This window comes from Pseudomonas auratipiscis, assembly GCF_036324085.1.
In the GTDB taxonomy this organism is placed as follows: domain Bacteria; phylum Pseudomonadota; class Gammaproteobacteria; order Pseudomonadales; family Pseudomonadaceae; genus Aquipseudomonas; species Aquipseudomonas auratipiscis.
Genome location: NZ_JAZDCU010000010.1, coordinates 207,420 through 227,852 on the forward strand (window position 1 = coordinate 207,420; position 20,433 = coordinate 227,852).

General features: G+C 60.7%; 23 protein-coding genes. 7 read left to right on the forward strand and 16 right to left on the reverse strand.

Going from position 1 to position 20,433, the window contains the following annotated elements; translation table 11 throughout:
• Nucleotides 1-102: 102 nt before the first annotated feature.
• The 15 genes from V0R60_RS15985 to cbiE all read right to left on the reverse strand — a co-directional run bounded on the left by V0R60_RS15985 (nucleotide 103) and on the right by cbiE (nucleotide 13,138).
• Nucleotides 103-1,113: a FecCD family ABC transporter permease gene (locus V0R60_RS15985; protein WP_136478361.1), complete on the reverse strand. Its 1,011-nt coding sequence runs from the start codon at nucleotides 1,111-1,113 to the stop codon at nucleotides 103-105.
• A complete protein-coding gene (locus V0R60_RS15990; RefSeq protein ID WP_136478360.1) occupies nucleotides 1,110-2,057 on the reverse strand; it encodes an ABC transporter substrate-binding protein in 948 nt (315 codons plus the stop codon). Before V0R60_RS15990 ends, V0R60_RS15985 begins: the two co-directional genes overlap by 4 nt.
• Nucleotides 2,054-2,842 (reverse strand): ABC transporter ATP-binding protein, encoded by a 789-nt coding sequence (locus V0R60_RS15995; RefSeq protein ID WP_136478359.1) that lies wholly within the window; start codon nucleotides 2,840-2,842, stop codon nucleotides 2,054-2,056. Before V0R60_RS15995 ends, V0R60_RS15990 begins: the two co-directional genes overlap by 4 nt.
• 126 nt (nucleotides 2,843-2,968) lie before the next feature.
• On the reverse strand, nucleotides 2,969-4,336 hold the full coding sequence (locus V0R60_RS16000) for a PepSY-associated TM helix domain-containing protein (protein WP_330080750.1): 1,368 nt from the start codon (nucleotides 4,334-4,336) through the stop codon (nucleotides 2,969-2,971).
• Between the two features lie 57 nt (nucleotides 4,337-4,393).
• Nucleotides 4,394-6,460: a TonB-dependent copper receptor gene (locus V0R60_RS16005; protein ID WP_330080749.1), complete on the reverse strand. Its 2,067-nt coding sequence runs from the start codon at nucleotides 6,458-6,460 to the stop codon at nucleotides 4,394-4,396.
• Between the two features lie 80 nt (nucleotides 6,461-6,540).
• A complete protein-coding gene (locus V0R60_RS16010) occupies nucleotides 6,541-6,945 on the reverse strand; it encodes a DUF2946 domain-containing protein (RefSeq protein WP_136478356.1) in 405 nt (134 codons plus the stop codon).
• A gap of 19 nt (nucleotides 6,946-6,964) precedes the next feature.
• A complete protein-coding gene (locus tag V0R60_RS16015; RefSeq protein ID WP_330080748.1) occupies nucleotides 6,965-7,435 on the reverse strand; it encodes a copper chaperone PCu(A)C in 471 nt (156 codons plus the stop codon).
• 46 nt (nucleotides 7,436-7,481) lie between these two features.
• Entirely contained in the window at nucleotides 7,482-7,868 is a 387-nt protein-coding gene (locus V0R60_RS16020; protein WP_330080747.1) for a DUF2946 domain-containing protein, read from the reverse strand.
• A gap of 119 nt (nucleotides 7,869-7,987) precedes the next feature.
• Complete coding sequence (locus V0R60_RS16025; protein ID WP_136478353.1) at nucleotides 7,988-8,845, reverse strand: SPFH domain-containing protein; 858 nt, start codon at nucleotides 8,843-8,845, stop codon at nucleotides 7,988-7,990.
• 23 nt (nucleotides 8,846-8,868) lie between these two features.
• Entirely contained in the window at nucleotides 8,869-9,306 is a 438-nt protein-coding gene (locus V0R60_RS16030; RefSeq protein WP_330080746.1) for an NfeD family protein, read from the reverse strand.
• A 102-nt stretch (nucleotides 9,307-9,408) separates the two neighbouring features.
• Nucleotides 9,409-9,819, reverse strand: coding sequence for a type II toxin-antitoxin system tRNA(fMet)-specific endonuclease VapC (vapC, locus tag V0R60_RS16035; RefSeq protein ID WP_136478351.1), 411 nt, complete (start codon nucleotides 9,817-9,819; stop codon nucleotides 9,409-9,411).
• Entirely contained in the window at nucleotides 9,819-10,049 is a 231-nt protein-coding gene (gene vapB, locus V0R60_RS16040) for a type II toxin-antitoxin system VapB family antitoxin (RefSeq protein ID WP_136478350.1), read from the reverse strand. Before vapB ends, vapC begins: the two co-directional genes overlap by 1 nt.
• Before the next feature lie 59 nt (nucleotides 10,050-10,108).
• Nucleotides 10,109-10,840, reverse strand: a complete 732-nt coding sequence (locus tag V0R60_RS16045) for a cobalt-precorrin-6A reductase (RefSeq protein ID WP_136478349.1) — start codon at nucleotides 10,838-10,840, stop codon at nucleotides 10,109-10,111.
• Entirely contained in the window at nucleotides 10,837-11,934 is a 1,098-nt protein-coding gene (locus V0R60_RS16050; RefSeq protein ID WP_330080745.1) for a cobalt-precorrin-5B (C(1))-methyltransferase, read from the reverse strand. The genes V0R60_RS16045 and V0R60_RS16050 overlap by 4 nt, the downstream gene beginning before the upstream one ends.
• The gene (gene cbiE / locus V0R60_RS16055; protein WP_136478347.1) at nucleotides 11,927-13,138 is read right to left on the reverse strand and encodes a precorrin-6y C5,15-methyltransferase (decarboxylating) subunit CbiE; all 1,212 of its coding nucleotides are present in this window, start codon (nucleotides 13,136-13,138) and stop codon (nucleotides 11,927-11,929) included. The genes V0R60_RS16050 and cbiE overlap by 8 nt, the downstream gene beginning before the upstream one ends.
• Nucleotides 13,139-13,255: 117 nt before the next feature.
• Between cbiE and cobG the strand changes: the two genes are divergently transcribed.
• The 7 genes from cobG (at nucleotide 13,256) to V0R60_RS16090 (ending at nucleotide 19,794) form a co-directional block, all read left to right on the forward strand.
• Entirely contained in the window at nucleotides 13,256-14,593 is a 1,338-nt protein-coding gene (gene cobG / locus V0R60_RS16060) for a precorrin-3B synthase (RefSeq protein WP_136478346.1), read from the forward strand.
• A complete protein-coding gene (locus tag V0R60_RS16065) occupies nucleotides 14,586-15,212 on the forward strand; it encodes a precorrin-8X methylmutase (protein WP_330080744.1) in 627 nt (208 codons plus the stop codon). Before cobG ends, V0R60_RS16065 begins: the two co-directional genes overlap by 8 nt.
• Nucleotides 15,209-15,943, forward strand: coding sequence for a precorrin-2 C(20)-methyltransferase (locus V0R60_RS16070; RefSeq protein WP_371922235.1), 735 nt, complete (start codon nucleotides 15,209-15,211; stop codon nucleotides 15,941-15,943). Before V0R60_RS16065 ends, V0R60_RS16070 begins: the two co-directional genes overlap by 4 nt.
• Nucleotides 15,943-17,643: a precorrin-3B C(17)-methyltransferase gene (gene cobJ / locus V0R60_RS16075; protein WP_330080743.1), complete on the forward strand. Its 1,701-nt coding sequence runs from the start codon at nucleotides 15,943-15,945 to the stop codon at nucleotides 17,641-17,643. The genes V0R60_RS16070 and cobJ overlap by 1 nt, the downstream gene beginning before the upstream one ends.
• A gap of 101 nt (nucleotides 17,644-17,744) precedes the next feature.
• The gene (locus V0R60_RS16080) at nucleotides 17,745-18,434 is read left to right on the forward strand and encodes a hypothetical protein (protein ID WP_136478343.1); all 690 of its coding nucleotides are present in this window, start codon (nucleotides 17,745-17,747) and stop codon (nucleotides 18,432-18,434) included.
• Between the two features lie 51 nt (nucleotides 18,435-18,485).
• Nucleotides 18,486-19,178: a hypothetical protein gene (locus tag V0R60_RS16085; RefSeq protein ID WP_330080742.1), complete on the forward strand. Its 693-nt coding sequence runs from the start codon at nucleotides 18,486-18,488 to the stop codon at nucleotides 19,176-19,178.
• Nucleotides 19,171-19,794, forward strand: coding sequence for a hypothetical protein (locus V0R60_RS16090; protein ID WP_330080741.1), 624 nt, complete (start codon nucleotides 19,171-19,173; stop codon nucleotides 19,792-19,794). The genes V0R60_RS16085 and V0R60_RS16090 overlap by 8 nt, the downstream gene beginning before the upstream one ends.
• On the opposite strand, the gene V0R60_RS16095 is transcribed toward V0R60_RS16090, so the two are convergent.
• On the reverse strand, nucleotides 19,791-20,387 hold the full coding sequence (locus tag V0R60_RS16095; RefSeq protein ID WP_136478340.1) for a MarC family protein: 597 nt from the start codon (nucleotides 20,385-20,387) through the stop codon (nucleotides 19,791-19,793). The genes V0R60_RS16090 and V0R60_RS16095 overlap by 4 nt on opposite strands.
• Nucleotides 20,388-20,433: the final 46 nt, after the last annotated feature.

Consider the following 20,433-nt stretch of genomic DNA (forward strand, 5'->3'; position numbering starts at 1 on the left):
GCATTCCGTTCAGTGCAATTTCTTGTGCGCGTTAGGCTAACACGCGCCTTCCTGGCGCAACCGCGACAATATGCCTCAAGACCAAAGCGCGGTTGACGCCGGTCAACGCTTGCGCATCATGGCGATGAAAAACAGACCGCCGGTAGCTGCGGTGGCAATGCCGATGGGAAGGTCCTCGGGCGAGATCAGCGTGCGCGCGGCGACATCGACCCAGATCAGGAACAGGCTGCCGAGCAACAGACACACCGGTAGCAGGCGCGTGTGTTCGGCACCGACCAGGCGCCGGGCAATATGCGGGATCATCAGGCCGACAAAGCCGATGGAACCGCTGATCGCCACCAGTACACCGGTCAACAGCGAGCAGATCAGAAACGCTGCCAGACGGACCGATCGGGCATTCAAACCGAGGGTCACCGCTGTCTGTTCGCCGGCCATCAGTGCATTGAGCGCCCGGGCCATGCCCAGCAACAGGGTGAGGCCGAGCAATACGCTGATCGCCGGTATCGGCAGCAGCTCCCAGCGAGCCAGGCCCAGGCCGCCGAGCATCCAGAACATGACCGCGGAGCTGGCGCGGTGGTCGCCGAGAAACAGCAGCAGGTTGGCGATAGCCATCATCACGAACGCGACCGCCACGCCGCACAGCAGCAGGCGGTCGCTGTCGAGCCGGCCGCCGCGGCTGGCTATCGCCAGCACCAGCAGCATGCTGCAGAGGGCGCCGATGAACGCTGCAAGTGGCAGCGTCAGCATACCCAGCACTTCACCGATGTGCAGTACCACCAGTACCGCACCGAGGGTGGCGCCGGACGTGACGCCGAGCAGATGCGGATCGGCCAATGGGTTGCGAGTCACCGCTTGTAATACGGCGCCGATCATGGCCAACCCACCGCCGACCAGCGCGGCGAGGAGCATGCGTGGTACGCGAATGAGCCAGACAATATGCTCCTGACCTGTGCTCCAGGCAGGTACTTCGGGGGCGATACCAAAGACCTTGAATGCCAGTACGCGCCACACCACCTCGACGGGCACCGGCGCTGCGCCAAAGCCCAGGGATACCACGCAGGACACCAGCAGCAGGCCAACCAGGGCGAGCAACAGCAACCGATAGCGATTCATGCGCCGTGCAGGCCTGCGGCAATGGCTTCGATGGCCTCGACGTTTTCCAGGCTGGGCGTGGCCGCCACATAGGGAATGACCACGAAGCGCTTGTCGCGGATCGCCTGCACCGACTGCAATGCCGGGTGCTGCTCGAGGAAGGTCTGCTTCTGTGCAGCACTGATTTCGCCGTAGTCGACGATGACGATCACTTCGGGGTTGCGCTCGACCACGCTCTCCCAGTTCACCCGCGTCCAGCTGGCTTCGATATCGTCGAGCACGTTGTGACCACCGGCAGCCTCGATCAGTGCCTGGGGCATACCCAGGCGCCCGGAGGTCATGGCCCGGTCTTCGCCACTGTCATACAGAAACACGCGCGGGCGCTGTGCGGGCAAGCGCTGTTGCACCACGGCGATGCGTTGCTGCATCTGCTCGATCAACTGCTCGGCTCGCGCCTGCACATCGAAGATTCTGCCCAGGTTGCGCAAGTCGGTGTAGGTGTCGTCGAGGCTGGCTGGCGGGCGCTTCATGACAAAGGCACAGGACTCCGTCAGTTCGTACACCGCAATGTCCAGGGGCGCCAGGGTCTGTGGGGTGAGGTCGCCACCGACACGCATACCGTAGTCCCAGCCGGCGAAGAGAAAATCGACATTGGCGTTGAGCAGGGTCTCCACCGAAGGATACTTGCTGGCCAGCTCCGGCAATCCATCGAGCTCTTTGCGCAGTTCAGGGGTGACGGCTTTCCAGCCACTGACACCGCTGTAACCGACCATGCGTTGGCGCAGGCCGAGGGCGAGCATCATCTGCGTCATATTGATGTCATGGCTCAAGGCATGCTCAGGGGCCTTGTTGAAGGTGACCTGGCGATTGCAGCTCTGCACGGTCAACGGGTACTGGGTGGCCTGGGCGAAAACGCGGGTGCTGGCCAGCAGGCCCAACAGCAGGAGCAGGGTGATTCGAATCATCGCTGGGTTATCCAGGTAAGGCGTGGGTGGTCGGCGAGAGGGTGGCGGTCGATCAGGGCCTGTACACCAAAGACCTCGTGCAGTAGTTCGGTTGTGAGCACTTCGCTTGGCGTGCCGCTGGCAACGATTCGGCCGTGGTCGAGCACATACAGACGGTCACAGAAAGCCGCGGCCAGGTTCAGGTCGTGAATACTCGCCAGGGTACCGATGCGCAGGCGGCGCACTTGCTGCAAAAGCTCCAACTGATAACGAGGGTCCAGATGGTTGGTTGGCTCATCGAGAATCAATAGCTGTGGCTGCTGAACCAACGCCCGGGCCAGAATCACGCGCTGCTTTTCGCCGCCCGACAGGCTGGCAAAACTGTGGTCGTCAAAACCTTCCAGGCCGACGGCGTGCAACGCCGTTTTCACCAACTGGCGATCTTCGTCGTTGTCGCCATCGAACAGGCCTTTGTGCGGCGTACGTCCCATGGCAACCACTTCTTCGACGTTCAGGCCGAAGGCATCGGGAAATTCCTGCAGTACCACGGCGATGCGCTGGGCACACCATCGCGGCGACTGTCGCCACAGATCGTGCTCATCGAGCCTTACCTGGCCGCGCTCGGGTTTGTTGAAGCGGTAGGCACAGCGCAACAGGCTGGTCTTGCCACTGCCGTTGGGGCCGATCAGACCGACGAACTCACCGGCGTTGACCCGCAGGTTGACCTCGCGAAGCTGGAACTGATGATGGCAATGGCCGTGGCCCAACGGCGACCAGTGCAGGTCGCTGATGCTCAGGGTACTCATGACAATCCTGTCGTAAACGGGCGCACATGTTAGCAGCTAACAGCTCGGGTCCGGTGTTATGCCATCCGGACCACAGGCTGGCGCCCACTCAAGACACTGCCCCACAGACGCTGCGCATTAACGGTTTCAGTGGGCAGTTGTTTGCACGCTTCGCACCAGCCACATCCGATCGAGCAACCACACCAGCAGCATCGATCCTCCAACCAATGGGAACACCGCACCCAGTATCAGCATGATCACGGTGGCGGTCTTCCAGCGTGGCAGGTCATGACGCAAGGGTGGCACCCCAAGGCCAGCCTCGGGGCGCCGTTTCCACCACATCACCAGGCCGCTGACGGAGCCGAGCAGGATCATCAGGCACACCAGCAGTATGATGATCTGATTGAGCGGGCCGAACATTTTCCCCTCATGCAACATCACACCGAGTTCCGTGGCGCGGGCAACATTGTTGTAGTCCTGCCAGCGCACATCCACCAACACCTTGCCGGTGTACTGGTCGACATGCAGGGTGGCGTCGTTGCGTGGATCGTCGGCAAATACGGCAATGGTGTATACGCCATCGGCGCTGGTGGGCAGGGTGATGCTGTAGCCCGGTTCGACAGAGCGTGTGCTGGCCAGGTTCTGGATTTGCTCCAGGCTGACTTGCGGTGCAGCAGGCGCACTCATCGCCATGGCGTGACCGGCATGCTCGGCATGCGCGCCGGACTGCGGCATGGGCGTGTTTTCAACAGCCCACGGCACTGTCTGGCGCGTGGCGCTGTTGAGCTCACGGGCCTGCTGGTCGGATTTCGGTACATCGTTCCACATTGCCGCGGGGAAGGTGTTCCACACATCGGCATACTTGGCGCCCCAAAAGCCGGTCCAGGTCATGCCGCTGAGCAGCATCAACAGCAACAGGGCCGAGCCCCAGAAGCCGGTGACGGCATGCAGGTCGCGCCATAGCAGGCGCCCGCGGGCATTCAGGCGTGGCCAAAGCACGCCGCCGGTGCGCTTGCCGCGCGGCCACCAGAGGTACAAGCCGGAGACCACCAGCACGATGCCCCAGCCTGCGGCCAGCTCCACCACGCGATCGCCGATGGTGCCGACCATCAACTCGCCATGCAGGGCCCGCGCAACCGCCTGCAGGTTGTTCTTGGCATCTTGCTCGCCGAGCAATTGGCCGTCGTAGGGATTGATGAAGACATTCAGTTCGCGCCCGCCGTCCTTGACCACGAACTGCGCGCTACGGTCGGTAGCAATGGCCGGCAGATACTGGCTCACCTGACCTTTGGGGTAAGCCTGTTGCACGTGCTGCAGCAAGCTGTCGGCGCTTTGTCTGTGGTGCCCGGTCTCGACCACCATCAGGTTGCGATAGAGCAGCGGGTCAAGTTGTGGCTTGAACAGGTAGATGATTCCGGTGATCGCCAGCAGGATCATGATCGGGGCGACGAAAAGTCCTGCATAAAAGTGCCAACGCCAGGCCAGGTTGTAAAAGCTTATCGGGGGTTTGCTCATGGTGTGCTCCCATGTTGGCAGGGGAAGGCGCGATCGACGATCGCGCCTAGAACAGGATCAAAAACTCAGGTCGACCTTGGTCCAGAGCGTACGCCCCGGCTCATTGATTGCCTGTGGATCACTTGCGGGATAGCCAAAGCCGGCATTGCCCGCCAGGTTCAGGTGTTCTGCGTAAGCCTTGTCGAACAGGTTGTCGACCCCGGCGCTGAGCTTGAGGTGCTTGCTGACCTTGTAGCTGCCATTGAGCGAAAACACGCCGAAGCCCGCACTTTTTTCATAGTCCTTGCCGACCACGTTGCCGTAGTTCTCTTCGATACGGTTTTGCGCAGCCACCACGCGCCAGAGCGCGCCAGCGCTCCAGTCGTCACGGGTATAAGTCAGGCCCAGGCGGCTCTCCAATGGCGGCATTTGTGGGAGCGCCGTGCCATCACTGCTGTTCTTGCCCCAAGCGTAGGCCAGGGTTGCGTCAGCTTTCCAGTTGGAGGTCAACCTATACGCTGCACCGAGTTCGCCACCCATGATCCGCGCGTCGATGTTCTGCGCACGGGAGCTGCTCATGCCCATCATGTTGGTACGGTAGTCGAACAGAATGTAGTCGCGGATCTGCCCGACGTAGCCCGATGCCCAGGCCTGCAGGTCGTCAGTCTGGTACTGGATACCGAAGTCCAGCTGGGTGGTCTTCTCCGGCTTGATGCTGTCGAAGGCATTGACCGAACCTGCGGGGCCCGACTTGGGTGAAAACAGCTCCCAGTAGTCCGGGAAGCGTTGGGCGTGCCCGAGGCCCACGTAGGTGGTGGCCGGAATTTCCGTCAGGTCATGCTCGTAGCGAACAAAACCACTGGGCAGGGTATCTGCACGGGTATCGCCGTAGGTGGCGCTGGTTGCCCGATAGTCCTTGGCCGACGCGCGGTCCAGGCGAGCACCGCTAATCACCCGGTCCTGGTCGGCGGCGTACCAGGTCAGTTCGCCGAAGGCACCGTAGTTGTGGAAGTCGGCATCTTTGGTCCAGGCCATGTCCTTGTGTACATCGATGCCCATGCCGCCGCGCTGGCGATGCTCGTTGGTCTGAGCGTCGACGCCTGCGATCAGTTGCAGTTCGCTCCAGCGCCAGGTGCCCTTGATGCGCCCGCCCAGGGTGCGCCGGTCGACGTTGCTGACCATTGGCATGCCCATCATGCCCATGCCTGAAGGTGTGCGCAGGCTGTAGTTGTCCATCACGTGGTCGGCATAGTTGTAGTAGACCTGGGCTTCGAGCTTGTCCCAGACCTCGCCAATGTTGGACTTTTCAACGCGCAGGCCGAGGCTTTCGCGTTTGAATTGCGAACCGTCCATGCCGCGCCCGGCATAACGCGCCTCGCCGTCGCCCTTGCCGGCGGTAAGCTCGACCAGGGTGTCGGTATCGGGCGTCCAGCCCAACGCCACATCACCGTTCCATTTGTCCCAACGTGACGGCACGGTGTCGCCATTGCCATCCGCGTAGTCGTCGGAGTGCGATTGGTTGCCGACAAAGCGTACGTAGCCAAGCTGGTTACCCGCAGCGGTGTCGAGGACCTTGTCGAAACGGCCGTTGGAGCCGGCCAGCAGGCTTGCGTTGACGCGACTGCCAAGCTCGCCGAATTTTTCCGGATCTCGGTCAAAGAGAATGGTCCCCGCCGATGCGCCGGGGCCCCAGATCACGCTTTGTGGGCCTTTGATCACGGTCAGGCGGTCATAAGTTTCCGGCGAGATGTATGAGGTGGGTGCATCCATTCGATTCGGGCAGGCGCCGAGCATCACTCCGCCATTGGTGAGGATATTCAAGCGCGAGCCAAACATGCCGCGCAGTACCGGGTCGCCATTGGTGCCGCCAGCGCGGATCGCGGAAAAACCTGGGATGGTTTTCAGGTAGTCCGCACCATCGCTTGCCGGTACCGGTTGGCGTGGGTCTTTGGGGTTGGTGACGATGGTCAACGGCGAGCTTGGAGCAACAGCGGTGATCACCGTCGGACTCAGCTCGGCATTCTCGTGATTGTGTTCCTCGCCTGGCGGGTTGGCCGCCAGGGCGAGGGGGCTGAGCAGGGTGCCGCAGATCACGGCGAGGGTCCCGCGCAGGGACAGACGAAAGACAGCAGTGCAGCTGGACATAGTGATTCCAACATCGATCAGAAATAAGGGCGCCACGGGTCAGCGGCAATACGCCGGACCAGCAAACGCGACAGGGGTGTTCAGACGATGAGGAAGGAGGGTGGCGCGCGGGTCCGGGCTCCCGGAAATACGCTTTGCCGGGCATGGCCTTGGCGTGGTTGAACGATCAGGGTGCTGCTGGCAGGTGCTGCCTCGGTATTGAGCAGGCTCAGCGCTTGCGGCAAGGCTGGGCAGTGGAAGAACAGGCTGCAGTAGCCGCACTTCTCCCAAATCACATGCAAGGAAGGGTTACTGTCGTGATGACTGTCGCCGTGGCAGGCAGCGCTGTTGTCCATGGCTATGCCACGGTGATCCATCGGCATCGACTGGGAAACCAGTGGACCGATAAAGATCATCAACATTGCAAACAGGCTCAGCCAGCTGCCGCGTGCCCTTTTTATATCAGGGTACGTGGTGCGCGAGAGGCTGCTGCGGACGATGCTCATGGCGAGCTGCCGTCAGCGATCAGTGACTGTGTGCTTCACCTTCGGGGGCCTGCTTTTGAACCGCGACCTCCACGGTTATATCGCCGGCTTTTTCGAAATGCAGGGTCAAGGGGAAGCGCTTGCCGTCGGTTAGCAGGCTGCGATCCTTGGGTTGCATCAACATCACATGGTAGGCGCCAGGGGCGAACACCAGGTCTTTGCCTGCAGGGACCTCGACGCGTTGCACCTGCTGCATCTTCATCAGGCCGTCCTTGTGCACGTGTTCGTGCAACTGGGCGTCGTCGCTGATTGGGCTGTTCACGCTTAACAAGGTATCGGCCGTCGAACCGTTGTTATGGACGACAAAGTAGGCGGCAACGTTAGGCGCGTTGGGCGGCAGTTCCTGTGACCACGGATGAGCGATATGCAGATCGCCCTTGGTGTATTCGTGGGCGTTGGCAAAAGTTGCCGGCAGCACCAGGGCAGCCAGCAGCAGGGCATTCTTGAACATGGTGATTCTCCAGTCGATTCAGGTTCGCAACAGTTAGCGTAGTGAATCAGGCCAGAGGGGAGGCGCGGGGATTCAGGGCCGGCCATAGCTGGCGGGGCGTCGGCTGGCTGGCAGTGAGCAGTACAGGTGGACCCGCGAACGCTTGCGCAGGCAGCAAAAAGCGCGGTGGATGCCCAGGCAGCGCCAACAACGGCGCAGCACCGGAGCAGCACCAGCAATGCTGCATGGTCGAGTGATCATCGTTTTGCTGGGCACCATCGATGGGGCCCAGGGAAATGGCAATCAACTTGGTGCCGCCAGTGGAACAGAACGCGCCCCAGAGCAATTGCTCGCTCGAAGTTTTTGGCGTGGCAGCAGACAACGGCATAGCCAGCAGGTTGAACAGCACTGCAAAGCAGGCGATCCAGGCATGGGCAAGCCGATGTGAGTGCATGGAAAGATCCGGTCAGGAATCGAATGGTGGCTATTTAGCCAGAGTTGAAAGTATATGTAAAAAAGCCAGGCGTGCGATGAAGTGTCGCAGAGGCCCGGCGTTTTGATTGTAGCCGGGTATCAAACCGCTTTATTGCGCCCCATCAATCCGCGCACGGTTTCCTGCAGGTCAGCGGGAAGCACCACGACTTTGGCGTTGTTGCTGCTGGCCAGGTTTTCCATGGCACCGATGTAGCGCTCGCCGAGCAGGTACATCGCTGGGGTGATTTCACTGCCTACGGCTTCCTTCACCAGGGTGATCGCCTGAGCCGAGGCTTGCGCCAGGTTGATCTGTGCTTCGGCGTCGAGCTTGGCTGCTTGCAAGCGTGCTTCTGCTTCAAGAATGGCAGCCTGCTTGGCGCCCTCGGCGCGGGTGACGTCGGCTTTACGCTCACGTTCGGCAGCGGCCTGGCGCTCCATGGCGGCCTGCATATTTTCCGAGGGCTTGATGTCCTGGATCTCGACCGAGCGCACGGTGACGCCCCAATCTTCGGTTTGCTCCGACATGGCTTCGCGCAGACGGGCCTTGATTTGTTCGCGGCTGGACAGCGCTTCATCGAGGTCCATGGCGCCGACAATGGCACGCAGCGAGGTCATGGTCAGGCTGGTGACTGCGTAGGCGAAGTCTTGCACGCCGTAGGCAGCTTTCTGCGGGTCAACGACCTTGGCAAAACACAGGGCATTGGCAACGATGACCGCGTTGTCACGGGTGATGATTTCTTGCTGCTGCACGTCGAGGATCATGTCCTTGGTAGGCAGGCGATAGGCGACCACGTCCATGTACGGAATGAGAATGTTCAGGCCTGGCTTCAGGGTGCTGTGGTAGCGCCCCAGGCGCTCGACGATCCATTCTTCGCCTTGCGGCACGATGCGTACCCCTTTGAACAGGGTAATGATGACGAACGCGGCGATAGTACCGGCGACGATGAGACTGGTCATGAGTCAATGCTTCCTTTTACTGATCAGGCCCGGGTGACCCGGACAATATTGCCTTCGATGGCAGAGATACGAACGCGCTCGCCGGAGGGGATCTGGGCATCTGCGACGCACACCCATTCCTCGTTACCGAGGACCGGCTTCTGAAAACGCACCCGGCCTTTCTGGAATTCAGAGACCTGTGCGGTCAGCAGACCGACTTCACCGATAACATTGTCAGCGGTCCAGCGGGTGTCTGGCTTTTTCCTGCGCAAAACCTTGAACCACAACAGGGTGGTGATCGACGAGAACGCAACCCAAAGCAACACCTGCATATCAAGTTGCAGATTGGGCAGCAGATAGGCGATGAGTGAAACCAGCACCGCACCAACGCCGAACCAGAGAATGAAGAACGTCGGCAGTGCGAGTTCGAGCACAATCAGCCCGAAACCGAACACCAGCCAGATCCACCATTGCATTTCCATATGGGCGAATTCTTCCAGGGGAGGAGGGGCGTAGTGTAAGGCAGCAGGGTAGTGGCGGGCATTCAGAAAATTCTGAAGCCACTGTAAAAAACGGTGGGTTTTTTAGTTGGCTGGGTTCAGCCAGTCCTCCACTCGCAATCCCGGAACTCGCTGAAATTCGCGTAGATTATTGCTTACCAAAATAAGGCCCAGCGAACGGGCATGTCCTGCGATCATTTGATCGTAGGGGCCGACGGGTGTTCCAGCCTTGGCCAATTCCGCGCGTAGCTGACCACTGTGGGCCGCTGCAAGATTGTCGTAACTGAGAACTTCAAGGCGTGCGGCAAAGCCTTCGACCACGGATAAATTACGCTCAGGGGCGGCAGATTTTTCGGCACCGTAAAACAATTCCATAAGTGTAATTGTGCTGATGCACAGCTGACCGTGATGGCGGTTGAACGCTTCCCGGACTTCCTGAGGCCGGTTCTTAAGGGTGAATATGCAGATGTTGGTGTCGAGCATGTACTTGAGCATCAGAACCCTTCGCGCTCCTGATCAGCGGGTTGCGCCCGTGAAGCCATGAAATCCGCGCTGACGCATTCGCCCTCGAACCAGCTATCCCAAGCTTCGCCTGCAGGTGTAATGATCCGCGTTCGGCCGATGGCGACCACATCCACGCGGGTAATTTCTTCCGGAAGTGCGACGGACTTTGGCAAGCGGATGGCCTGACTGCGGTTGCTTTTGAAGACGGCACCTTGGTCCATTGAGGGCCTCCTTGGAAAGTCTGAATGTATGTCAAAGTCTATGCTGAATAAGGTATATGTCAATGGGATATACGCGCCGCCGCTAACGCAGCAAGCAACTCATCGACAGCAAAAAACGCTCGATCGACTGGCGGCAACTCCGGCCGCTTAAGCACCAGCACCGGTACGCCACGTTCCCGAGCCACATCCAGCTTGGGCTCGGTGGCAACGCTGCCGCTGTTCTTGCTGATGAGCACATCGATCTGCCGGCGCTCGAACAATGCGCGCTCGTCTTCCAGGCGGAACGGGCCGCGTGCGCCGATCACTTCGCAGCGCTCATTGGCGGGGCAGGCTTCGAGGGCGCGCAGGGTCCAGAAGTGTGTTGCGGGAATCTCATGCAGATGTTGCAAGGGCTCGCGACCCAGGGTGAACAACGGCCGCCTGAATGCTTGGAGCGCGCGCATTAATTCAGTCCAGTCAGCGACTTCACGCCAGTCATCACCCGGCTGAGCTTGCCAGGCGGGTCGTCTCAGGCCCCAGCAGGCAACCTTGCTGAGCTGTGCGGCGCGGGCTGCATTGGCGCTGATTTGTGCGGCATAGGGGTGGGTGGCGTCGATCAACAGGTCGATTTTTTCGGCAAGCAGGTACGCCGCCAAACCTTCAGCTCCACCAAAGCCGCCAACGCGCACCTGGCAGTTCAGGTCGGTGGGTACCCGACCAATCCCGGCCAGGCTGTAGACATGCTCGGGCCCCAGGGTTCGGGCGATGGCCAGTGCTTCGGTGATGCCGCCCAACAACAGAATACGTTTCATGCAAAGCTCCCGGCATGGCCGACGATGCCGCCCTGACGATCAATTGCGAAGACTTCGACCTGCACATGCGCTGGCACCACGCTGCGAGCGAACGCCAGGGCATGGGCGCAAACCGCATCACCGAGGGCGATGCCTGCAGCGCTGGCCATGGCCAATGCCTGCTGGCTGGTGTTGGCCTGGCAGATCGCGGTTTGCAGATCGCGACTGGCGCCGATGTCGGCAGCCCATTGCGCCAGCTGCGGCAAGTCGATGCTTGAGTGGCGGCTGTGCAGGTCCATGTGGCCGCCCGCAAGCTTGCTGATTTTGCCGAAGCCGCCGCACACGCTGAGTTTATCCACAGGCACCTTGCGCAGATGCTTGAGCACGGCACCGACAAAGTCGCCCATTTCGATTAGCGCGATTTCCGGTAGGTTGTAGACCCGGCGCATGGTGTCTTCGCTGGCGTTGCCGGTGCAGGCAGCGATATGCAGGTAACCGTTGGTCTTGGCCACGTCGATGCCTTGGTGGATCGAGGCGATGTAGGCCGAGCAGGAAAACGGCCGGACGATACCGCTGGTGCCGAGAATCGACAGACCACCAAGAATACCCAGGCGCGGGTTCATGGTTTTCAGTGCCAGGCTTTCACCATTCTGGACGTTCACCGTCACTTCGAAGCCGCCGTGATAGGCGCACTCAACCGCCAGTTGCTGCAGGTGTTCGGTCATCATCCGTCGTGGCACAGGGTTGATGGCCGGTTCTCCCACTGCCAGGACCAGGCCTGGACGAGTCACCGTGCCCACACCAGTGCCGGCGACAAAGCGCACGCCCGGCTCCTGCAGCAGTCGCACGCGGCTGAAGAGTAGGGCGCCGTGGGTCACATCCGGGTCATCACCTGCATCCTTGAGTGTGCCGGCTTCCGCGCCATCCTCGTACAGACGACAGAACTCCAGGCGCATCTGCACGTGCTTGCCTTTGGGCAGGGTGATCTGCACGGCATCGCTTTCGACGCCACTCAGCAGCAGGCGCGCCGCGGCAAGGCTGGTGGCTGTGGCGCAGCTGCCGGTGGTCAGACCGCTGCGTAATGGCGCGGGTTGTTCCTGAGTTTCGTCACGCATCAGCAGGTTTGATCGCTTCTAGCAGGGTGATGGGCAGGGCCTGGCGCCACGTGTCGAACTCCCCCAGCGGCTGCGCCTGGGCGATGTGGATGCGGGTCAACTCACCGCCATTCTGCTCACGCCAGTTCACCAGGGCCAGCTCGCTTTGCAGGGTTACTGCATTGGCTATCAGGCGCCCCCCCGGGCGCAGCTGCTCCCAGCAGCCTTGCAAAACCCCTGCACGAGTTACGCCACCGCCGATAAAGATTGCATCGGGACGCTCCAGGCCTGCCAGCGCTTGCGGTGCTCGGCCGCGGATCAACTGCAGGCCGGGAACACCAAGGGCATCGCGGTTGTGCTCGATCAACAGCTGGCGCCCTTCATCGGACTCAATGGCCAGCGCCCGACAACTGGGGTGGGCGCGCATCCACTCGATGCTGATCGAGCCACTGCCCGCGCCCACGTCCCAAAGCAATTGTCCCGGCTGGGGTGCCAGGCGGGCGAGGGTGATGGCGCGTACATCACGCTTGGTCAACTGGCCGTCATGTTTGAAGGCCGTGTCTGGCAACCCTGCCAGTGGCGAGAGACGTGGGGCATCGGCGGACGCCAGGCATTCGATGGCGAGTAGATTGAGGTCTGCGACGCGGGTATGCGACCACTGCTCGGCGGTGCCTTGCAGGTGGTCTTCGCCAGCGCCGCCGAGGTGCTCAAATACATGCAAGCGGCTAGGACCGAAGCCGCGCTCGCGCAACAGTCTGGCGATGGCTGCGGGGCTGCTGCCGTCGTTACTCAACACCAGCAAGCGTACGCCGCTGTACACATGGGCGTTTAGCGTCGCCAGCGGACGGGCGACCACTGACAGTATCGTCACCTCCTGTAGTGGCCAGCCCAACCGAGCTGCAGCCAGGCTGCAGGAGGAGGGCATCGACAATACGCGCATTTCTTCAGGTACAAGTTGGCGGGCGAGGCTGGCACCGACCCCGAAGAACATCGGATCGCCGCTGGCCAGTACGCACACTGGCTCCCCACGCAGTGCCAGCAACGGAGCCAGGGAGAAGGGGCTGGGCCACAGCAGGCGTTCGCCGCTTATGCAGCGTGGTAGCAGATCCAGCTGGCGCTGGCCGCCAAAAACCTTGGTGGCGCCCAGCAGCGCGCGTCGGGCAGGTTTGCCCAAACCACTGAAACCGTCTTCACCGATACCTACTACTGTCAGCCAGGGCGACATGTGTTTTCCTCAATACCCAGCAATCCGACCGGCAGGCTTTTCATGCCTTTGGACAAAGCAGGCATAATACCGCGCCTTCTACACTGAAGTGCCTTTTCACGATTCTCGGGTGACCTTTTGAACCAGCCTGTTTCGGCCCACCAGCCCCCTGCTCCGTTACGTCCCTCGGGTTGTCCGGGGTTGCTGCGCATTGTCCAGGCCAAGGATGGTGGAATCTGCCGGATCAAACTGGCCGGTGGCGCGATAACGGCCGATCAAGCCGACGCCGTTGCCACTGCCGCCGAATGCTTTTCGGCTGGGGAAATAGAGGCCACCAACCGTGGCAACTTGCAGATTCGGGGTATCGGCAGCGCACACGCCGGGTTGATCGAGATGTTGCTGGCCAGCGGCCTCGGGCCGCGCGCAGCCGCCGGTGATGATGTGCGCAACCTGATGCTCAGCCCTACAGCAGGCGTAGATCCGCTGATGCTGTTCGACACTCGGCCGCTGGCCGCGCAGGTGCTGGAGTCGCTGGAAACCACTGCGCGCTTGCATGAGTTGTCGGCAAAGTTTGCCGTGCAGATCGATGGCGGCGAAGGGTTGGCGATGCTTGAACACCACCACGACCTGTGGCTGAGTCCGTTGCACCTGGACGACGAGATCTGGCTGGCGTTCGGGCTGGCAGGGTGCCCGGCAGACGACTCGCCGCTCGGCGCTGTTCCTTTGGCCCAGGGGCATGAGTTGGTGCTGGCGGTGTTGAATCGCTTTCTCGACCTGGCCCGGCCGGAGCAGACGCGGATGCGTCACTTGCTGGTCGAGCAGTCACCCGCAGACGTCGTTGCAGGGTTAGGCCTGAGCGTCCGTGCTGATTCGAGCGTGCTGCAATGGCGGCGTGAAACTACCGCAGGCTGCGACTACCTGGGTCGTTATCCACAGCAACAAGCGGGCATCAGCGCTGTTGGCGGCGCCGCGCCACTGGGCCGTTTGAGCCCGAGCATGCTGCGTGGCGCTGCACGGCTTGCGCGCACGTGGGGCGACGGCACCTTGCGCGTGACGCCCTGGCAAAGCTTGCTGCTGCCCAATATTGCCCAGTGCCAGGTAGACCCCGTACTTACCGAGCTGGCCCAATTGGGCCTGCTTTGCTCGGCTGATGAAGCGCTCGCCCGCCTGGTTGCCTGCACCGGCTCGGACGGCTGCGCCAAGGCTCAGGCCGACACCAAGGGCGACGCGCGTCTGCTGGCCACATTGCTCGCCAGCGGCGCACCGGCCAGTGTGCACCTGAGCGCCTGCCCGCGTTCCTGTGCCCTGGCCCATGTCGCCCCGGCGACGCTGTTGGCACAAAGCCCGGGGCACTACGACTTATATCTGCGTGACGCAGGCCTGCCGGGCTTCGGCAGCTTGCACGCACGCAACCTCACACTGAAAGAAGCCGGCGCACTGCTAGACGCCCGCTCACGGAGCACCCTTGATGATTGATTACATCCGCGATGGTCAGGAGATCTATCGCAATTCCTTCGCGATCATTCGACAGGAGGCTCGGCTCGATCGCATTCCTGCCGATCTGGAAAAGCTCGCGGTTCGAGTCATTCATGCCTGTGGCATGGTCGACGCCATCGATGGCCTGCAGTTCTCGCCGGGGGCGGGTGCTGCCGGACGCGAAGCCTTGGCCAAGGGCGCGCCGATTCTCTGTGATGCACGCATGGTGTCCGAGGGCATCACCCGCGCTCGCCTTCCGGCGAACAACGAGGTGATCTGCACCCTGCGCGACGAGCAAGTACCGGCGCTTGCCCGTGAACTGGGCAACACCCGGTCGGCGGTCGCCCTGGAGCTTTGGCGCCCGCACCTGGAAGGTAGCGTGGTGGTGATCGGCAATGCGCCGACCGCCTTGTTCTACCTGCTGGAGATGCTCGATGCCGGCGCACCTAAACCCGCCTTGATTCTTGGCTTCCCGGTAGGCTTTGTCGGCGCCGCCGAATCCAAGGCGATGCTCGCTGCCGATAGCCGCGGCGTACCTTTTGTGATCATGCAGGGGCGCCTGGGTGGCAGCGCCATGGCCGCTGCGGCAGTCAATGCTCTGGCCACGGAGGTCGAATGATGCAGGCGCGTGGACGTTTGCTGGGCTTGGGCGTAGGGCCTGGCGATCCAGAACTGATTACCGTAAAGGCCCTGCGCTTGCTGCGCGAATCGCCGGTGGTCGCGTACTTCGTTGCCAAAGGCAAGCGTGGTAACGCCTTCGGCATTATCGAAGGCCATTTGCAGCAAGCCCAGACCCTTCTGCCGCTGGTGTATCCAGTGACCACCGAGGTACTGCCAGCGCCGCTGTCCTATGAACAGGTCATCAGCGATTTTTATGATGCTGCCAGCCTGGAAGTCGCCGCGCATCTGGACGCCGGGCGTGATGTCGCGGTGATCTGCGAAGGCGATCCGTTCTTCTACGGCTCCTACATGTACCTGCACGACCGTCTTGCCGAACGTTACGAGGCTCAGGTGATTCCAGGGGTCTGCTCGATGCTTGGCGGCGCTTCGGTATTGGGTGCCCCTCTGGTTTACCGCAATCAAAGCCTGTCGGTACTTTCTGGTGTGCTGCCGCATGCCGAGCTCAAGCGCCGTCTGGCCGATGCTGATGCAGCCGTGATCATGAAGCTTGGACGCAACTTCCCCAAGGTGCGCGAAGTACTGACCGAGTTGGGCATGGCAGATCGCGCTTTGTATGTGGAGCGAGCGACCATGGCCAACCAGAAGATCGTCGCTCTGGATGAGGTCGATCCGCAGTCCTCGCCATATTTCTCGTTGATTATTGTTCCCGGTGAAAGGTGGCAGGGCTGATGACTCGTAAAGCACCGGCGATTGTCATTCTTGGCAAAGGCAGCCTGAGCACTGCTCGCAAGATCCAGCAAATGTACCCCGATGCAGTGATCCATGGACTGCAAGGGCGGGTCGAGGACGTTGACTGCAGCTACCCGGAGTTCGGCGCTACGCTGCGACAGCTCTATCAACGGGACACGCCAATCATCGCCCTGTGCGCTGCTGGCATCGTGATTCGCACCCTGGCGGGCGTGTTGCTGGAAAAAGGTGCCGAGCCGCCGGTACTGGCTGTGGCTGAGGATGGCAGTGCAGTCGTGCCTTTGCTCGGGGGGCTGGGTGGCGTCAACGTCATGGCGCGCGAAATCGCTGCCGGGTTGGGCGTCGCCCCGGCAATCACTACCAGCGGAGAGCTGCGTTTCGGTACTTGCCTGCTCAATCCGCCAACGGGCTACGCCCTGGCCGACCTGGAACTGGGCAAACGCTTTGTTTCCGATTTACTCGCGGGCGAGTCGGTGCGCATCGAGGGGCATGCGCCCTGGTTGGCGCAAGCACAATTGCCGCAAAGCGAGCAGGCACAACTGGCTATTCATGTGGGCTGTGACGCGCGGGAAGTTTCGGCTCAGGAACTCGTCATCTATCCACGCTGCGTGCTGATTGCGGTGAACGCTGCAGTGCCGGCGCTGGCAACCGTAGTGCGTGATGCGCTGCGCGAGCTACGCATTGCCGAGCCAGCACTTGCCTGTCTGTTGGCGAGCGATGCATTGATGGCCGATGCGTCGCTGCACGCGGCAGCAACAGCGTTGAATATACCGGTACGCTTTGCACCCACCGCCCAGAGCGCCAGTGCGCTGGCAGAGCAGGTCATGCCGCAATTGCTGCCACCGCAACCGGTTACCGATGGTTTGGCCATTCTGGTTGCCAATCAGCCGATCGATCCAGCGCAAATTGGCCGTGCTCGCGGACGACTGGCAGTGATCGGTTTGGGGCCTGGCGCGGCCGAGTTCATGGTCCCAGCAGTCAAGGCCGAGCTGGCCCGAGCCAACGACATCCTTGGTTATGAAACCTATGTGCGCATGGCTGGCCCTTTCCGCGCCGATCAGGTCATGCACTGCACTGACAACCGTGAAGAGATGCAGCGTGCCCGGCACGCCTTCGAGCTGGCCGCACAGGGCCGTTCGGTGGTAGTGGTGTCTTCAGGTGACCCTGGCGTGTTCGCCATGGCCGCTGCGGTGCTGGAAGCGTTGCACGAATCGAGCGATCCGCAGTGGCACGCTGTCGACCTGCAAATGCTGCCAGGTGTTTCTGCTTCCCTGGCAACCGCCGCTCAGGCTGGCGCTCCCTTGGGTCATGACTTCTGCGTATTGTCGCTTTCGGACAATCTGAAACCCTGGTCGATTATCGAGAAACGTCTGGACCTGGCTTGCCAGGCCGACCTGGCATTGGCGTTCTACAATCCGATCTCGCGCTCACGGCCTTGGCAATTGGGCCGGGCCCTGGAGATCGTTCGCCAGCATCGTACCGCAGATACCCCTGTGGTACTTGGTCGAGACATTGGCAGGCCAGGGCAGACATTGAAGGTCGTCACCCTCGGCGAACTGCAGCCGGAAATGGTCGACATGCGCACCATGGTGCTGGTCGGTTCGTCGACCACCTGCGGCTTCGACCGTGCTGATGGTGGACAGTGGGTGTACACCCCGCGCTGGTATCCAGCACAGGACTGAGGTTGCAGGGGAAAGCCTTCGATCCTGATCCAAACAGCTGTCTCGAATAGTGTGGGGCCCCGGCGATTGCGACCGGGGCTTCATGAAAAGGACTATTCGAAATGAGCGAAAACACAGAAATCCTGAGCACCAACACCGCTGCCGTCGTTGAGCAATCGTTGATGGCTTTTGGCGCCGGCATGTCGCTGCAAAGCCGCACCGATGTGAAGAACGCCTACCACTTCGCCTCGTTGGTCGCCAGCAAACTTTATGACCAGGAAGGTCAGGGCGAGGCCTGGTTCAAGCAGTTTCTCAAAGTCATGCAGGACTGTGGCTGGGTCACCGCTCGCCGGAGCTACGAGCGGGAAAGCGCCTCTTCCCAGGCGCTGACAATCGCGGCCATCACTTCCAAGGCCATCGGCGCCATGGGAACCGCTGTTCTGGGGGGCGCGCCTGGTGAGCTGTTGAGCAAGCTTGCTGGGGATGCCATGAAAAAACTTGGTCTGGTCAGCGAGGCCCAGAAGCTTTTCGATCGCAACGTCAAAAACAGAAACACCGCCAATATTGGCCTGGCTTCCTGCATCGAGACCAGCGAAGGTGAAGTGGTACTTGCGATGGGCTGTGTCCACACCAATACCTCAAAGCACGATCTGGATCTGTTTGTACTCGAGTGGAACAGCACCGCCGAGGAGTTCTATACGGGCACTGCAGCATTGTCATTCAACAAATCCCTCTATGAGCGTGTACGCAGCGCCATCGAAGACAAGTTGGGCGAGCGTTCCATGGCCAACGTCCTGGATTACGAAATCTGATCACTCGGGATGGCTCGTGCGCGAGTCATCTGATCTGCACAAGGAAGGGACATGAGAACAGACAACTATTCGGTATGGATGGCCGCTGGCACCTTGCTGTTGATTGCACCTGAGGTATCGCTCAGTGAACGCCAGGCGGTGCTCGACTCGCTGCTGTATGCGCAACTGGTGGCCAATAAAGCCGTAGGCTCGCGATTCGCTGATTACCCCCAATGGTACAGCCGCTACCGCCACGGATTGTCCGCGCGCGACTGGATCTTGACCCAGCTGTTCCAGGATACACACACGCCAAGTGGTCGAGCATCGATGGTGGCGCCCATCCAGCCCCTGGCTTTGTGGTTGGAAGGCCGACACGCAGGGGCTTCGAGTGTCGTCGAGCAGGGTTTGCAAGCGCTCGGGAGCACGCAGGGTGGCCTGGACATTTTTCGTCCATTTGCCTTTGAAGGCGATGCCAGCGGTACTCGAATTGCGCTGGAAATAGGTTTGGTCCACAAGGGACCGATTATCGATATGTGCAGCATCGCATTGCAGACTTCCTTGCTACTGGAGCAAGTGACGATCGAGCAGCCGCTGTACGCCAATACGATTCAAGGCGATGTACTCATCAAGGGGCAGTCTGCGCAACTGGACTGTGCACTGTTTGAACCGCGCCGCGAAGAGTTGCGCAGGTTGATCGAGCGTAAACAACAGGAACGATGCTACCTGTTGGAACTGGGCAAGAAGCAAGGAGGCAACCATGAATAAGCCACAAGCTGCAGTAATCGGGGCAGGTCTTGTATCGTTCATGGCTGATGTGTCCTTGGCCCAAAGAAGTTCGGTGAAGTTGGCATTACTGCAAGCCGAACAGGAAACCCGCTTTGCCTTTGAGCATGGTCTGATCACGGACTGGTACGGTTTCTACAAGAACAAACTGAAGTTTTATGGCTGGGATGCGTTGTCCGCGAGTGAGGTGCATTGGCCAGACAATGAGCGATCCGAGATCGTCGATAAGGCGCTGTTGGCTATTTCGGCTGTGGCCGGCAGCCAATACGCTAGAGGGATGCAACTGGCCATGCATGGGCTTAATTTAAATACCACGGCCAGGCTGCAGTTCGAGCAGCGAACCCGTGAGCAGGGTGTTTTTCAGTTGTTACCCTGTGCTCCGGCCCGTAATGGCTGCGTGGATATGGTGGTCTACCACGAAGCGCTCGAGCAATCTCAGCTCTGTGCAGGCTTTCTGTTTCGCGAGCGCACACACCAGCGGGTCAAGGCCGAACTGGTACGTTTCAATGTGCGTCTGTTTGAACAGCAGTTCCGCGCCAAAGTGGAAAAAAGCCTTGAGGCTGTTGCTCTGCGCGAGATTATCGAGCTGCAGATCTAGGGCACCAGATAGCCCTTGATCCCGGTAAAGATAATCTGCGCGGCCAGCGCGCAAACAAACAGCCCCATCAAGCGGCTGACAATCTGCAGGCCCTGGTCACCCAGGATCCGTTCGATGCGGTGCGAAAGGTACAGCACCAGGCCGACGGTGAAGCTGGCCAGGGCGATGCTGATGATGGCGAGCAGCTTGTCTTCCCATTCCGGATGGCCGACGCCCATCACCAGCAAGGCGCCGATCGTACCCGGACCAACGGTCAAGGGAATGGTCAGCGGGACAATGGTAACGTCCTGCTGCACATTGTCGGTTTGCACCGTGGATTTACCTTGTGCCATTCCCAATGCGGAAATGAACAGCACACTGCCAGCACCAATGCGAAAGGCGTCGGCGGTAATGCCGAATACGCCAAAGATGGCCCTGCCAAACAAATACAGCACCACGCTTGCGATCAGCGCCGCAAATGCCACGCGCCAGGCCAATTGCTTACGCTCTTTGGTGGAGTGGCCGCGGGTCAGGCTGATGAAGCACGAGAGCACGAAGAATGGGCTGTAGAGCACAAGCATTTTCATGTAAACGCTGAACAACTCATGGAGCATAGTGGTGGCTCGCGGCAGAAGGGACAGTCAAGCAAGTGTATCAGCG

Coding starts and splice junctions, on each gene's coding strand:
- V0R60_RS15985 (WP_136478361.1), bottom strand. CDS start 1,113: ATGAATCGCTATCGGTTGCTGTTGCTCGCCCTGGTTGGCCTGCTGCTG.
- V0R60_RS15990 (WP_136478360.1), bottom strand. CDS start 2,057: ATGATTCGAATCACCCTGCTCCTGCTGTTGGGCCTGCTGGCCAGCACC.
- V0R60_RS15995 (WP_136478359.1), bottom strand. CDS start 2,842: ATGAGTACCCTGAGCATCAGCGACCTGCACTGGTCGCCGTTGGGCCAC.
- V0R60_RS16000 (WP_330080750.1), bottom strand. CDS start 4,336: ATGAGCAAACCCCCGATAAGCTTTTACAACCTGGCCTGGCGTTGGCAC.
- V0R60_RS16005 (WP_330080749.1), bottom strand. CDS start 6,460: ATGTCCAGCTGCACTGCTGTCTTTCGTCTGTCCCTGCGCGGGACCCTC.
- V0R60_RS16010 (WP_136478356.1), bottom strand. CDS start 6,945: ATGAGCATCGTCCGCAGCAGCCTCTCGCGCACCACGTACCCTGATATA.
- V0R60_RS16015 (WP_330080748.1), bottom strand. CDS start 7,435: ATGTTCAAGAATGCCCTGCTGCTGGCTGCCCTGGTGCTGCCGGCAACT.
- V0R60_RS16020 (WP_330080747.1), bottom strand. CDS start 7,868: ATGCACTCACATCGGCTTGCCCATGCCTGGATCGCCTGCTTTGCAGTG.
- V0R60_RS16025 (WP_136478353.1), bottom strand. CDS start 8,845: ATGACCAGTCTCATCGTCGCCGGTACTATCGCCGCGTTCGTCATCATT.
- V0R60_RS16030 (WP_330080746.1), bottom strand. CDS start 9,306: ATGGAAATGCAATGGTGGATCTGGCTGGTGTTCGGTTTCGGGCTGATT.
- vapC (WP_136478351.1), bottom strand. CDS start 9,819: ATGCTCAAGTACATGCTCGACACCAACATCTGCATATTCACCCTTAAG.
- vapB (WP_136478350.1), bottom strand. CDS start 10,049: ATGGACCAAGGTGCCGTCTTCAAAAGCAACCGCAGTCAGGCCATCCGC.
- V0R60_RS16045 (WP_136478349.1), bottom strand. CDS start 10,840: ATGAAACGTATTCTGTTGTTGGGCGGCATCACCGAAGCACTGGCCATC.
- V0R60_RS16050 (WP_330080745.1), bottom strand. CDS start 11,934: ATGCGTGACGAAACTCAGGAACAACCCGCGCCATTACGCAGCGGTCTG.
- cbiE (WP_136478347.1), bottom strand. CDS start 13,138: ATGTCGCCCTGGCTGACAGTAGTAGGTATCGGTGAAGACGGTTTCAGT.
- V0R60_RS16065 (WP_330080744.1), top strand. CDS start 14,586: ATGATTGATTACATCCGCGATGGTCAGGAGATCTATCGCAATTCCTTC.
- V0R60_RS16070 (WP_371922235.1), top strand. CDS start 15,209: ATGATGCAGGCGCGTGGACGTTTGCTGGGCTTGGGCGTAGGGCCTGGC.
- cobJ (WP_330080743.1), top strand. CDS start 15,943: ATGACTCGTAAAGCACCGGCGATTGTCATTCTTGGCAAAGGCAGCCTG.
- V0R60_RS16080 (WP_136478343.1), top strand. CDS start 17,745: ATGAGCGAAAACACAGAAATCCTGAGCACCAACACCGCTGCCGTCGTT.
- V0R60_RS16085 (WP_330080742.1), top strand. CDS start 18,486: ATGAGAACAGACAACTATTCGGTATGGATGGCCGCTGGCACCTTGCTG.
- V0R60_RS16090 (WP_330080741.1), top strand. CDS start 19,171: ATGAATAAGCCACAAGCTGCAGTAATCGGGGCAGGTCTTGTATCGTTC.
- V0R60_RS16095 (WP_136478340.1), bottom strand. CDS start 20,387: ATGCTCCATGAGTTGTTCAGCGTTTACATGAAAATGCTTGTGCTCTAC.